Below are 12,754 nucleotides of genomic sequence, written 5' to 3' on the forward strand. Positions count from 1 at the left end.
CTCGCCCGGCACCGCGCGTATCCATCGCTTCCCTCACCGCGCCGCCCGGCCGGGAATGAGGCGTCCGCCCTGGTCGGCGGCGACGTCGGGGCCGATGCCGAGGCGGGCGGCCCGTACGGCGTGCTCCTCCTCGGGGGACAGCGGCTGGACGCCGCGGCCGCCGCGCACGGGCCGGACGTACGTGCGGGTCTCGGTGCGCCCGTTGATCGACGTGAGCACGATGCCGTCGCCCAGGCCATTGATCAACGCCACGGAGAACGACAGCCGACCCGTCATCTCGGCCAGCGCGTCGTAACGGAACACCGCGACATCGCGGATCGCCCTGACGTCCACCACGCCGTCGAGCGCGCCGCGCCGGCCGAGCACGCCGATGCAGTCTTCGACGGCGCGCCGGGCGCCGCGCAAGGCCAGCAGGCCGATCGCCACCCCGGTCACTCCGGCGACGCCGCCGATCAGCGACACAACAGTACCCAGCACATGACCGAGAGTAATCGTTCGGTCACCCGATCGCAGGGGATCTCAAGCGCGGCCCATCGTCCGTCCCGGTTTCGGCCTGCCCGGAACCGGCGTCGCGCGAAGATCGGGCGAGCAGCCACACCAGGACGGCGGCGCCGAGCCCGAAGGCGTCCTGGACGACCCGGCCGGCGACCGGGCTCAGCACGGGGATCTCGGCGGCGCGCAACGAGACCCCCCACCACGGGATGGGCAGCACGAAGTACGCCCAGACCGCCACCGGCGCCACCAGGCGCACCACCGGACGGCTCCACCGGGACCCGCCCGCGCCACCGAGCCCGACGGCGCCGGGCGGCGGCGCCTGGCCGGCCAGCGCGGCCAGGGCGATGACCAGCCAGGCCAGGTGGTGGATCCACGACACCGGCGAGACCAGCACGGCCAGGAGGCCGGTCAGCGCCGCCCCGGTCATCCGGTCACCGCGCAGCAGCGCCCGGCGGGCCTCGCGGAAGCCGTACCAGGCCACGGCGGCGACGAGCGCCAGCCAGATCAGCGAAGTGAGCCAGTCGGGCAGGTAGAGACGCAGCAGCATGCCGCGGATCGACTGGTTCGTGGTGGCGTTGTTGGCCCCGACCCGTCCGGAGTCCAGCAGGGCCGAGAACCAGAACGCGGTGGCGTCCTGCGGGATCACCAGGAAGGGCAGCACGGTCAGCAGCCCCGCCGTGAAGGCCGCCAGGAAGAACGCCCTGCGCTGCTCGGGGACCCCGTCCCGGCCGAAACCGGTGATCAGGAAGTACACCAGGAAGACGCCGGGCGTCAGTTTCACCGCCGTGGCCAGCCCCACCAGCAGGCCGCGCGGCCACCACGGCCGCCGCGCGACGCAGTCGGCCAGGCACAGCATCACGAGCAGGATGTCCACCTGGCCGAACCTGACCTGGTCGCGCACCGGCATCAGGTACAGGCAGGCGGCCGTCAGCAGGCCGAACCCCACCGGCGCGGCCCAGGCGGGCCGCAGGCGCGAGAGCGGCTCCCGGAAGCCGAGCCAGATGGTCACGGCCAGGCAGGCCAGCACGCCCGCCGTCCACACCCACTGGGCCGCCGGCCACGACATCATCGCCAGCGGAACGGCCAGCAGCCCGGCGACCGGCGGATAGGTGAACGGAAGGAGCTGCGGGGCCGGGGTGAACGCGTCGTACAGCGGCAACCCGCGCAGCAGGCTCTCCCCGCCCGTGCGGTAGACGTCCAGATCGACCAGGCGCTGGTCGGCGGGGTTGGTCAGCCAGTAGCGCACCAGCGGCGCCGCGGCCACCCCGATGATCAGCAGGGCGAGCGGCCACGCCCACCATCGCCGCGCCGCGCCACCCGAACCACTCGTCACGACCTGGCAGGCTACCGTCCCCTGAGCCCCGATCGAAACGTGAGCACGCGGTCGCTCGGCCCTGGCCTCGCCAGTGGACGTACCGATCCCGCCCTGGGGCCACCGCACCGCGCCCAGACCGGCGCCGGGACGTGGGCGTGTCCTGGTTCGGGGGCTGACTAGGGTTGCCAGGGCGAGGAGGTCGCGGCCGCGGGAAAGGAAGGCGGGGGTCCCATGGACAGGCGAGGGGCCGTTGATGGAGCTCGCGCGCCCGGAACGGGGCGGCGGGCCGCGTCGGTGCGTCCGTGGCTCCGCCGGTCGTTCGCCGTGATCTGTGCCGTGTCGCTCACCGCGCTGTGCGCATGGCCCGCCGCCGCCACCGCACGTCCGGACGCAGCACACCTCCGGGCCGGTGCCGCCGTAGCGTTCGCCGGTGGGCCGGTGGTGCTCGTCGGGGTGCCCGGGTTGCAGTGGTCGGACCTCAGCCAGGACGGCACCCCCAACCTGTGGGCGCTGACCGGGCGGGGCGCGTCGGCGTCCATGTCGACCCGCGCCTACCCGCGGCCCGATCGCGCGAGCACCTGCCCGGTGGCGGGGTGGCTGACGGTCTCGGCGGGCCGGCGGGCCGGGTCGGCGGCGCAGGAGTGCGCCCTGCCGCAGGCGCCGCAGGCGAGGGCCGATGGTTCGGCCGGCGTGCCGGGCTGGGCCGAGCTGTCCGCCTTCAACGCCGCGACCTCCTACCAGGCCGTGATCGGGTCGCTGGGCCAGGCCGTGCGCGACGCCGGAGGCAGCGTGGCCGCCGCCGGGCCGGGGGCGGCACTGGCCGCCGCCGACAAGTCCGGAAATATCCAGCGATACGCCGACTCGGTGGCTGCGCTGGGCGAGCTACAGCGGTACAGCCTGGTCGTCGCCGACGTGGACGACCTGGCGCGAGCGTGGATCGGCGGAACGCCGGCCTCCGCGAGCGCACCCGGCCCCGACCTGACCCCCGCGGCCCGGGCACAGGCCGCCGCCGCAGCCGACCGCAAGGTGGGCGAGATCCTGCCGCTGCTCCCGCCCGGCGCCACCGTCCTGGTCGCCGGCCTGTCCGACACCTCGGCCGCCGCCCACCTCCACGTGGCCATCGCCACCGGCACGGCCGACACCCCCGGCGTTTCTCCCTCCGCTACCGCCGCGCCCGGCGCTTCCCCGCCGGGCGAAGGCAGCGCGGACGCACCTCCGTCCGGCACAGGTGCGCCGGGCCCGTCCACAGACGCTCCTTCGTCCGGCACAGGCACGCCGAGCAGGGCCCCGCTCGGCGCCGACGCGACAGGAGGAGGGCCGCAAGGCCGGGAGCCGTACCGCCATGGGCACCTGACCGCGTCCTCGACCAGGCAGGACGCCTTGGTGGCCGTCACCGACGTCACCACCACCGTCCTGCGCCTGCTGGACGTCCCGGCCCCTGAAGGCGCGGTGGGCCGTCCCTGGGTACAGGGCGGGCCCGCTCCGACGTCCACCTCGGCCACGGTGACCGAGCTGGCGGACGCCGATCTCGCCAGCCGGGTCCTCGTCGAGGTCCGCGCGCCGTTCTTCGCCGTCTTCGTCGCCGTCCAGTTGCTCTTCTACGGGCTGGCCGCCCTGGCCATGCGCCGCCGCCCCCCCGGAGCGGCGAAGCGCCGTCCGGCCGACCTGGGAGCACCTCCGCCCGGCCCGGCGAATCGGCCCGCGGCCGCTCCGCACCAAGCCGATGTGGACCGGGTCGATCCGGGCTCTGCCGGCAAGGGGCCGGACGACGGCACGGGCGGCTGGTGGGTGCCGGTGGCCACGCAGGTGCTGGCCGTCGTCAGCGGCGCGATCGCGGTGTCGACGTTCCTCGCGCAACTCGTACCGTGGTGGAGCCTCGGCCACCCGATGGCCGCGCTGATCGCGACGATCGTGGGCTTCGCCGCCCTGCTCGCGGCGCTGGCCTTCGCCGGGCCCTGGCGCGCGCACCCGCTCGGCCCGCTCACGGTGGTGGCAGGGATCACCTCGCTCGCACTGCTGGCCGACGTGATGACCGGTTCGCGGCTCCAGGTCAACGCGGTCACCGGGTACGAACCGGTGACCGGCGGCCGGTTCTACGGGTTCGGCAACATCGCCTTCGCCGTCTACGCGACCGGGACGATCCTCGCCCTGGCGGGGGTGGCCCAGGCGCTGGCCGAACGGGGCCGGCGCGTGCTCGGCCTGTGCGTCTGCCTCGCGTACGGGCTGCTGGCGATCTTCGCGGACGGGTGGCCCGGGTGGGGCGCCGACTTCGGCGGTGTGCCGGCCTTCGTGCTGGGGTTCGCCGTCTTCGTGCTGCTGCTCGCCGGCCGGCGGGTCACCCTGGGCAGGCTGGCCCTCGTCGCCGCCGGCGGCGCCGTGCTGGTCGGCCTGATCGCGGTGGCCGACTGGCTGCGCCCGAGCGACCAGCGCACCCATCTGGGGGCCTTCGTCCAGCAGGTGGCCGACGGCCAGGCCCTGCCGGTGGTCGGCCGCAAGATCGGCGCGATGCTGGGGACGCTCGGGAACTGGCAGCTCACCGCGCTCTCGCTCGCCGCCCTGGCGTTCCTCTTCCTGGTGCTGGCCCGGCCGACGCGGTGGGGCGCCTCGGCGCTCGGGCTGGCCTACGCGCAGGCCCCGGCGCTGCGCGCGGGGCTGTTCGGCGTGCTCACCACGGCGTTGGCGGGGTTCCTGGTGAACGACTCGGGCATCGCGATCCCGGCCATGGCGCTCACGGTCGCGGTGCCGCTGACCCTCGCCGCGTCGATCCGCGCGCTCCAGCGGTCAGCGCCCACCACATCAGGGCGATCGTCAGCGCCAGCAGGATCCACGGCACCACCTGGGCGCGCAGCACGTTGACCAGCGGATCGAACAGCTCGCGAGGCACCTCGTTCACGCGGGCGGGCAGGTAGCCCATCGACAGCACGGCCAGGCGAGCGACCGCGAAACCGTCCAGTGCGCTCGACGGGACGGCCGCGAGCAGCGCGAACGCCAGCCCGTCGTACCACGGCAGGGCATAGGGAGTGGCGAACAGCCAGGCCGTCACGAAGATCACTGCCACGCCTGCCGCCTGGGTTCGAGACACACCGGCGAGGTCGTACGGACCGCGCAGGGCGCGCAGGAGGGACGCGGCGAGCAGCACGAGGAGGATCAGGGAACCGGCCTGGATCCACGTGCGGTAGCCGCCATCGCCGAAGACCGCCTGGAGTCCGGTCTTGATCAGCTGCCACGGGGTGGCCAGCGAGATCGACTTGCTGGCGTGCAACACCTGGTCGAGCGCGTGCGGTCCGGCCAGGGCGTACGCCGCCAGGACGGTCGCCGTCGCCGCGCCGGCCACCACGGCCAGGGCTCCCGGCCGGCGCCGCAGGGCCCATGCCGGGCCGAGCGCCACCAGGCCGACGTTCGCCTTCACCGCGATGCCGAGGCCGAGCAGCGGCCCGGCCGCCCAGCGACGCCATCCCGTCCCACCTCGCGCCGCACCGGCGGCCGTGGCGGCCAGCGCCGCGACGACGAACGCGATGGCCACGGTGTCGACATGCATGCCGGCGACCAGTTGGTAGATCACGAGAGGGTTGGCGGCCCACAGCAGTGCCGCCCGGGCCTGCCGGGCCCGGTCGCCCCGGGCCAGCCGGTGCAGCAGCAGCGCCGTCACCACGAACGCCGCGGCGTTGACGGCGGCGAGCACGAAGATGGTCAGCCGCACCGAGCCGCCGCCGGCGAGGGCGGCCAGCGCCTGGACCGCCGTGGCGACCGGGCCGTAGACGCTCGGCTCCTCACGCCAGGGAGCCTCCACGGCGTCCGCCACCGGATCTCCGGGAAGCGCGTCCGCGCCCGTGGCGTAGGGGTCGTGACCCAGCACGGCCATCCGGCCGTAGGCAGCGTAGTTCAGGTGGTCGGCCGAGCCGGACGGCGGCAGGAACGCCAGCGCCGCCGCGGCCAGGCATCCGGCCAGCAGCAGCCGCCTCGGGTCGGGTACCCAGCCGCGCCGGGCGGCGACCAGCCCGGCCGCCAGGGCGACGGCGCCCAGGATGACGGCGGCGGCCTCCATGGCGATGACCACGAGGGCGGCGGGCCCGGCGTCCAGGGAGTACGGAGGCTGCCACGCCGGGCCGGGCAGCGGGGGGACGACGGCCGAGGGGCCGAGGACTCCGATGGCGAGGGTGACCGCGACGCTGAGCCCGGCCGCCACGACCGCCGTCGCCGCCCACGCCCGATGGGCGACCGGCCCCGAGGCTCTCATCAGCGGAAGGTGGTGCGGAACGCGCCCTTGACGTCGGCGACGACCTGCTCGCGGGCCGCAAGGGCGAGGGCGACGTCCCTGAACTGGCGGGCGCGGTGGAGCTGGGCACGCCAGTCGGTGCCGGTGGCGCGGTGGGACATCTCCACCTCGACCTCGGTGACCCGGAAGCCCTTGCGCACCAGGTCGATCGTCAGCCCCGTCTCGACCCCGAACCCGTGGGCCAGCGGGCGCGCCGCCTCGAACGCCGCCCTGGTGAGGCAGCGCTGGCCGTTGAGCGGCTGGGTGGCCCGCCAGCCGCAGAGCCGTCTGATGCCGTCGCGGGCGAGCCGTACGACGAAACCGTGCCCGCCGAGCTTCACCCGGGTGACGAACCTGGCGATGGTCATGTCGGCCGCACCGGCCCGGATCGGCTCGATCAGCGGCGCGGCGCGCCCGGCGGTCTCGGCGAGGTCGGCGTCCAGGAAGAGCAGGTGCCTGGGCTCCCGGTCGTCGAGGAGGCGTACCGCTTCGGCCCCGCTCTCCATGGCGGCGGCCTTGCCGCGGTTGCGGCTGTGGCGAACGACGCGCGCGCCCGCCGCCTTGGCCACCCGGCCCGTGGCGTCGACCGAACCGTCGTCCACGACCACGACCAGATCGACCCCCGGAATGGCCAGCGCGGCCTTCACCGTGGCGTCGATGCGGTCGGCCTCGTCCTTGGCCGGGATGATCACCGCGGTGTCAGGCTGTGCGGATGGATCGGTCATCGTTCCTCGCCCGGTTCGCTGTCATCTGACGACCGACCGACGCTAGCACCCATCCCGCCCCGCGCGGTGCCGCCATCGCGGCACCCCCGGTTCGGCTCCGGCGCCGGGCACGCCGGAGGTGCACGCGTGGCGCCGGCTCCGGCGCCGCCTGGTGGCGTGCGCGGCGAAGCGCGGCGGGGCGGCCGGCGGCGTACGGGCACGCGCCGGCCGGCCGGAAGCACCGAAGCGGTGTCTCAGCCGGGATGCTCGGCGGTGAGGAGTTCGGCCGGAATGGTGTCGTGCACGGTGAACACCGAGTCCAGGCCGGTCACCTGGAGGATCTTGCGGACGGCCGGGCGTGGCGAGGCCACCTCCAGCACGCCGCCGCGTTCTCGCATCCTCTTGAGCGCGGACAGCAGGACGTTCATGCCGGTGGAGTCGCAGAACTCCACTCCGGACATGTCTATGACGACCCGGTCGGGCCCCGTCTCCAGCAGGCGGGTGAACTCCGCCTGGAGACGAGGCGCGGTATATAGGTCGATTTCGCCGACAACCGTCAAGATGGCGTGGCCGGCATGTGATCGAGTCGAGACCTTGAGCTCCACAGCGGGCACACTAGCGCCGTACCGCCCCCGGGTCACGCTCTACCGCGATAACCGAAGAGTCGTCCGCCCTTTGTTCCCCGTTTCGGCCACATGGAAACGCTGCGTGCGCGAAGCTTGACGCTATGCGACACCGGCCCGGCCGGAAAGGGGGGAGGCCCGGGGCCTTCGCGTCCGGTCGTCACCTCGAGAGGGAGGGGCGGGCGTGGAGTCCGGCGGGCCCGACAGCGCCGATGAACAGTGACATCTCCGATGATCCTCAGCGACGGCTCATGCGCGAGCGGCTGGAGGGCATCCTCGCCCGCACCGAGAGGGCACGCGCCTGGGGGGCGGCGGCTCTTCCACTGCAATCGCTGGTCAACCGGGACGGCTACGTCCCGATCAAGACGAAGCTCACGCTCGACGACCTCGACCTGCTGATGGCGGCCCGCGAGGAGCTGCTCTGCTTCTCCGAGCTCGGCCTGCGCTTGCTCGACCTGCACCAGCCACGCGACGCGGGCGGCATCACGAGCGACGCCACCCACCCGATCCTGCGGTGCCGGAGCTGCATGTGGCGCTGGCCCTGCCCGACGTTCCGCGCCATGTCCGGCGCCCTGGAGGCCCTGCCGCCGGCGGTCCCCGGCAGCGGAGGCACGGCCCCCGCGACGGCCTCGACCGCCTCCGCCGATTCCGGGGACGATGGCCCCGGCCCCGCGGACACCCTGGTGCTGCCGCCGGGCGCCGTCGTGCCCGAGGGCCCCGCCCTGCCACGGCGCTCCGCCACCACAGGGCCGAGCGTCGCCCGACCGGCCCCCGAGCGACCGGTTCCCGCCGCCCAGGGGGCCACGACCGCGCAGCGCCCCGCCACCGCCGCGGGGGGCGGCACCCGGGAGAGAGGCGCCAGCGGCTCGCCGGACGTGGCCGGTGGCCAGGCGGGCAGGGCCGGGCGAGCGGGCGTCCCACCGGCCTCCCGTCCCACCGGCCTCCCGGGCCTCATGGCCCGCTCCGGCCGGGCGCCGGAGCGCCTGACTCCGGCCGCGATCAGGGAGCCGAGGCGGGCAGGCTGATCTCGAAGCGGCAGCCGGGGCCCTCGTTGACGACGGCGATCGCTCCCTGGTGCGCCTCGACGATGCCGCGGGCGATGGCCAGCCCGAGCCCCGCCCCGCCATCAGGCCCCGGAGTGCGGGCGGCCTCGCCGCGGAAGGCCACGTCGAAGACCCTCGGCAGGTCCTCCTCGGGGATGCCGCCGCAGGCGTCGGCCACCGACAGCCGCACGCCGCCCTCGCGGGCTTCGGCCCGCACCACCACGGTGCCGTCCTCGGGGGTGTGCCGGATCGCGTTCACCACCAGGTTGCGCAGGGCGCGCCCGAGCTCGGCCGGGTCGGCGTAGACGGGCGGCACCGTGCGGGCCTCGCCGGTCAGGCGCACCCCCTTGGCCATGGCCAGCGCCTCGACGCCCGCGAGGGCGTCGGCCACCAGGTCGCCGAGACCGACGCGGCTGGGTGAGAGCCGCAGCGCGCCGGCGTGGATGCGCGAGAGTTCGAACAGGTCGTCCACCATGTGCGACAGCCGGTCGACCTCGATCCTGATCTGGTTGTGGTAGCGGCGCACGGCGGCCTCCTCGGCCACCACGCCGTCCTCGAGCGCCTCGACCATGGCGCGCATGCCCGCGAGCGGCGTACGCAGGTCGTGGCTGACCCAGGCGACCAGCTCGCGCCGCGCCCCCTCCAGGGCCCTCTCGCGCTCGTGCCCCTCCCGCAGCCGCTCGTACGCCTGGGCGAGGGCTTCCGCGATGGTGGTCAGCTCGGCCGGCAGCGGGCCCGCGGGCGGGACGAAGTCGCTGGACGGGCTGACGGCCTCCACCGCGGCGACCAGGCGCCTGCTGGCCGCGACCACCTGCCGGGCCACCACGAGCGCGACGCCGAACCCGACGATCCCGCCGACCGACACGACGGTGAGCACGACGTTCTTCGGGTACCCGTCGATGATCATCTCGATGGTGATCGCCACCACCCCCGCCAGTGTGGCGGCCACGGTCACCGCCGCGACCACGGCCAGCATGACGCCGATGGACCGGCCGCGCAGCCGTCGCAGGACCGCCAGCCCGCAGGCGGCGATCAGCAGCCCCAGGCCGCCGGTGACCGCGACGATCTGCAGGATCATCGGTGCACCCTCCGGCCGCGCGCCGTCATGGGCGTTCCGCCGCCGGGTCGCCGTCCACCGGCTCGTACCGGTATCCGACGCCCCACACGGTGACGATGCGGCGCGGCGCGGCCGGGTCGGGCTCGATCTTCTCGCGGAGCCGGCGGACGTGGACGGTGACGGTCGAGGTGTCGCCGAACGACCAGCCCCACACCTGGTCGAGCAGGGCGGACCGGCTGAACGCCTGGCGCGGGTTGCGCATGAGGTAGGCGAGCAGGTCGAACTCGCGGGCGGTGAGGGTGATCTCGCGTCCGCCGAGGTGCACCTCGTGCGCGCCGACGTCGACGGTCAGGTCGCCGTCACGCAGCACGCCCGTGCCGGAGGTGACCAGCGCGCCACGGGCCCGGCGCAGGACGGACTGGACGCGCAGGGCCAGCTCGCGGGGACTGAACGGCTTGGTGACGTAGTCGTCGGCGCCGGTCTCCAGGCCCACCACGCGGTCGATCTCCTCGCCGAGGGCGGTCAGCATGATGACCGGGACCGGCCAGCGTTCCCTGAGCTTCTTGCAGACCTGCAACCCGTCCATGCCGGGGAGCATCAGGTCGAGGACGACCAGGTCGGGCGGGTCGGAGAGGGCGCGGCGCAGGGCCTCGGCCCCGTTGCCGACGCTGTCGACGCGGTGACCGTCGCGCTCCAGGTATTTGACGACGACCTCGGCCACCATCGGGTCGTCGTCCACGACCAGGATGCGGGGAGGGGAAGTGGCGCTCGTCATGGACTCCCCACCTCGTACGATCTGTCACGTTCTCCGGCCATGGGCGGCCTGGACGGCTCCCCTGGATCCGCTGCGCTCGGCAAGACCACCCCGGCGCCACCGGCACCGGACGCGCAGGACCCTCCCCAAGGAAACTCCACGGTAGAGCCGTACGGGGCGCCCGCACGACCCCCGTCACCACTTCGTAAGAAGCATCCGGCCGGCCTGACCCTGGCACGCGGCCGGAAGGTCACGATCCAGGAAATGACCGAAAGATCGCTCGCGGACGGCGCGCGCGGGGACGTACTTTCAAGACATGGCCCGCATCGTGCTCACCATTCTCGGAGTCCTCCTCGCACTGTACGTCGTGTTCGGGCTCCTGATCCCGCTGATCACCGGCATCCTGAAGCTCTTCCTGATCGTCGCCGTCATCGGCGTGGTCGCGGTGGCCGCGGTCACCGTGATCGGCAAGCTCTCCCGGTGACTCCCGCCTGACCGGGCTCGTCCGCGCCCGCCGCGCGGTCGCCGCCCGACGAGGCTCCGGTTCCTCTCCCGGACACCCTCGTGTGCCCCCTTTCCGCGCCCGTCCGGCAGCACGCCGGGCGGGCGCTTCGTCGTCCGGCCCGGCCGGAGCGGCAGCGGCCGGCGACCGGCCTGCGCATCGCCCGGTCGGAGGCGGGCCGTTAACGTGGGATGCCGGAACGGTTCCCCCCGAACCGGACGGTGTGCCGATCTTGGAGGTCGCGACGATGAACGGTGCCGACAGCGAGGTCGGACGGCTGGAGACGGTGCTGCTGCACCGGCCAGGGGCCGAGCTGAAGCGGCTCACCCCCCGCAACAGCGACAAACTGCTCTTCGACGGCATCCCCTGGGTCGGCAGGGCGCAGGAGGAGCACGACGCCTTCGCCCAGGCACTGCGCGACCACGGCGTCGAGGTGCTCTACATGGCCGAGTTGCTGGACGACGCCCTGGAATACGACGACGCGCGGCAGGAGATCATCGAAGCCGTGCTCCGGGAGCGGCAGCTCGGCGACCGGCTGGCCGGCCAGGTGCGCGCCCACCTTGAGGACCTGCACCCGGAGAACCTCACCCAGCGGCTGATCGCCGGCCTGGCCAGGGAGGAGCTCAAGACCGGCCGCGGCCTGGTCTACGGGCTGATGGACCGGCACGACTTCGTCATCGACCCGCTGCCCAACCTGCTGTTCACCAGGGATTCCAGCGTGTGGATCGGTGACCGGGTCGCGGTGACCAGCCTCGCCATGCCGGCCCGCACCCGCGAGAGCCTGCTCACCCGCCTGATCTACACCTATCACCCGCTCTTCGTGGGCACCGAGCACCTGTACGAGCCGTGGCTGGAGCACGTCGAGGGCGGCGACGTGCTGCTGATGGCTCCGGGGGTCATCGCCGTCGGCACCGGCGAGCGCACCACTCCGGCGGGCGTGGAGCGGCTGTGCCGGCGGGTCTTCGCGGCGGGCCTGGCGCACACCGTGCTCGCGGTGCCGATCGCCCAGCAGCGGGCCACCATGCACCTGGACACCATCTGCACGATGGTCGACCAGGACACCGTGGTCATGTACCCGCCGGTGGCCGGCTCGCTGCAGGCGTACACCGTGACGGCGGAGGAGGACGGCGAGCTGCGGATCCGCGAGCCCCGCCCCTTCCTGGAGGCCGCGGCCCAGGCGATGGGCGTCGAGCGGGTGAAGGTCATCGACACCGGGCTCGATCCGGTCACCGCCGAGCGCGAGCAGTGGGACGACGGCAACAACACCCTCGCCCTCGCTCCGCGCGTGGCGGTGGCGTACGAGCGCAACGTGGAGACCAACGCCCGGCTGGAGGCCGCCGGGGTGAAGGTCATCCGAATAGCGGGCAGCGAGCTCGGCAGCGGACGCGGCGGCCCACGCTGCATGTCCTGCCCGGTACGCAGGGAACGGCTAGCCGCACTCGCGTAGAGCTCCTATTTCGGGCGTGCGAACTTCCGAATTAAGGACATCAGCCGGGGCGTGGATGACCGCCCACACCGTGGTCATCTCACCGTCATGGCGCACGCCCCAGCGCTCGGCGAGGAATTCCACGATCCCGAGCCCCCGCCCACCCAGCGACGAAAGAGCCGGCCGGCCCGCGCGGGGCTCGGTTGCGGCTCCTCCGTCACTCACGGTCACTTCGAGGTGGTCCTCCGCCCACTCCCATCCGGCCATGATCTGGCCCGATGGAAGCGGGTGCGCGTGACGCAACGCATTGCTCAGCAGCTCGCTCACCACGAGGACGGCGTCCTCGATCGCGTTCGCGAACACCCCGTATGCCGTGAGATCGGCGCTGAGACGCCGGCGTGCGACGGCGACGCTGGTCGGCGCATACGGCAACAGCACGACGCCCTCACTTCCCCGTTCTCCTGCATTTCCCCCTGAGGAAAACACATCCCAGTACGACCGAAATGCCCCGATCGATGGTTCTGGAAACCGTGCGGCGATCATTGCTTGTGCAGAAACGACAATAGGTGCGGTCATCCGT

General features: G+C 73.7%; 11 protein-coding genes and 1 pseudogene. 4 read left to right on the forward strand and 8 right to left on the reverse strand.

Going from position 1 to position 12,754, the window contains the following annotated elements; all coding sequences use genetic code 11:
- Positions 1-33 precede the first annotated feature (33 nt).
- Positions 34-477, reverse strand: coding sequence for a DUF4446 family protein (locus IEY93_RS18960; protein WP_189164416.1), 444 nt, complete (start codon positions 475-477; stop codon positions 34-36).
- A gap of 22 nt (positions 478-499) precedes the next feature.
- Complete coding sequence (locus IEY93_RS18965) at positions 500-1,828, reverse strand: glycosyltransferase 87 family protein (RefSeq protein WP_189164417.1); 1,329 nt, start codon at positions 1,826-1,828, stop codon at positions 500-502.
- A 420-nt stretch (positions 1,829-2,248) separates the two neighbouring features.
- On the opposite strand from IEY93_RS18965, the gene IEY93_RS38275 reads away from it, so the two are divergent.
- Complete coding sequence (locus tag IEY93_RS38275; protein ID WP_229691258.1) at positions 2,249-4,666, forward strand: hypothetical protein; 2,418 nt, start codon at positions 2,249-2,251, stop codon at positions 4,664-4,666.
- 208 nt (positions 4,667-4,874) lie between these two features.
- On the opposite strand, the pseudogene mptB reads toward IEY93_RS38275, so the two are convergent.
- From mptB to IEY93_RS18985, 3 genes and pseudogenes are all read right to left on the reverse strand, one after another.
- A pseudogene (gene mptB, locus IEY93_RS38280) lies at positions 4,875-6,047 on the reverse strand (polyprenol phosphomannose-dependent alpha 1,6 mannosyltransferase MptB); the annotation flags it as partial.
- Positions 6,047-6,790, reverse strand: a complete 744-nt coding sequence (locus tag IEY93_RS18980; protein ID WP_189164419.1) for a glycosyltransferase family 2 protein — start codon at positions 6,788-6,790, stop codon at positions 6,047-6,049. The gene IEY93_RS18980 and the pseudogene mptB, both read right to left, overlap by 1 nt.
- Before the next feature lie 233 nt (positions 6,791-7,023).
- Positions 7,024-7,374 (reverse strand): STAS domain-containing protein, encoded by a 351-nt coding sequence (locus IEY93_RS18985; protein ID WP_189164420.1) that lies wholly within the window; start codon positions 7,372-7,374, stop codon positions 7,024-7,026.
- Positions 7,375-7,604: 230 nt separating this feature from the next.
- Between IEY93_RS18985 and IEY93_RS38285 the strand changes: the two genes are divergently transcribed.
- The gene (locus IEY93_RS38285; RefSeq protein ID WP_229691259.1) at positions 7,605-8,417 is read left to right on the forward strand and encodes a hypothetical protein; all 813 of its coding nucleotides are present in this window, start codon (positions 7,605-7,607) and stop codon (positions 8,415-8,417) included.
- Here the strand turns inward: IEY93_RS38285 and IEY93_RS18995 are convergent.
- Positions 8,392-9,513: a sensor histidine kinase gene (locus IEY93_RS18995; protein ID WP_189164421.1), complete on the reverse strand. Its 1,122-nt coding sequence runs from the start codon at positions 9,511-9,513 to the stop codon at positions 8,392-8,394. The two genes, IEY93_RS38285 and IEY93_RS18995, sit on opposite strands and share 26 nt — an antisense overlap.
- A 25-nt stretch (positions 9,514-9,538) precedes the next feature.
- Positions 9,539-10,267, reverse strand: a complete 729-nt coding sequence (locus IEY93_RS19000; protein ID WP_189164422.1) for a response regulator transcription factor — start codon at positions 10,265-10,267, stop codon at positions 9,539-9,541.
- A 295-nt stretch (positions 10,268-10,562) separates the two neighbouring features.
- Between IEY93_RS19000 and IEY93_RS19005 the strand changes: the two genes are divergently transcribed.
- Both IEY93_RS19005 and IEY93_RS19010 read left to right on the forward strand, forming a co-directional pair.
- Positions 10,563-10,730: a hypothetical protein gene (locus tag IEY93_RS19005; RefSeq protein ID WP_189164423.1), complete on the forward strand. Its 168-nt coding sequence runs from the start codon at positions 10,563-10,565 to the stop codon at positions 10,728-10,730.
- Between the two features lie 265 nt (positions 10,731-10,995).
- The gene (locus IEY93_RS19010) at positions 10,996-12,195 is read left to right on the forward strand and encodes an arginine deiminase (protein WP_189164424.1); all 1,200 of its coding nucleotides are present in this window, start codon (positions 10,996-10,998) and stop codon (positions 12,193-12,195) included.
- On the opposite strand, the gene IEY93_RS19015 is transcribed toward IEY93_RS19010, so the two are convergent.
- A complete protein-coding gene (locus IEY93_RS19015) occupies positions 12,178-12,750 on the reverse strand; it encodes an ATP-binding protein (protein ID WP_229691260.1) in 573 nt (190 codons plus the stop codon). The genes IEY93_RS19010 and IEY93_RS19015 overlap by 18 nt on opposite strands.
- Positions 12,751-12,754: the final 4 nt, after the last annotated feature.

The organism is Sphaerisporangium melleum, from assembly GCF_014646695.1.
GTDB lineage: Bacteria > Actinomycetota > Actinomycetes > Streptosporangiales > Streptosporangiaceae > Sphaerisporangium > Sphaerisporangium melleum.

What these genes read in the sequence shown, in the direction of transcription:
- IEY93_RS18980 (WP_189164419.1), bottom strand. Translation starts at nt 6,790, where the DNA reads ATGACCGATCCATCCGCACAGCCTGACACCGCGGTGATCATCCCGGCC.
- IEY93_RS38285 (WP_229691259.1), top strand. Translation starts at nt 7,605, where the DNA reads ATGAACAGTGACATCTCCGATGATCCTCAGCGACGGCTCATGCGCGAG.
- IEY93_RS18995 (WP_189164421.1), bottom strand. Translation starts at nt 9,513, where the DNA reads ATGATCCTGCAGATCGTCGCGGTCACCGGCGGCCTGGGGCTGCTGATC.
- IEY93_RS19000 (WP_189164422.1), bottom strand. Translation starts at nt 10,267, where the DNA reads ATGACGAGCGCCACTTCCCCTCCCCGCATCCTGGTCGTGGACGACGAC.
- IEY93_RS19005 (WP_189164423.1), top strand. Translation starts at nt 10,563, where the DNA reads ATGGCCCGCATCGTGCTCACCATTCTCGGAGTCCTCCTCGCACTGTAC.
- IEY93_RS19010 (WP_189164424.1), top strand. Translation starts at nt 10,996, where the DNA reads ATGAACGGTGCCGACAGCGAGGTCGGACGGCTGGAGACGGTGCTGCTG.
- IEY93_RS19015 (WP_229691260.1), bottom strand. Translation starts at nt 12,750, where the DNA reads ATGACCGCACCTATTGTCGTTTCTGCACAAGCAATGATCGCCGCACGG.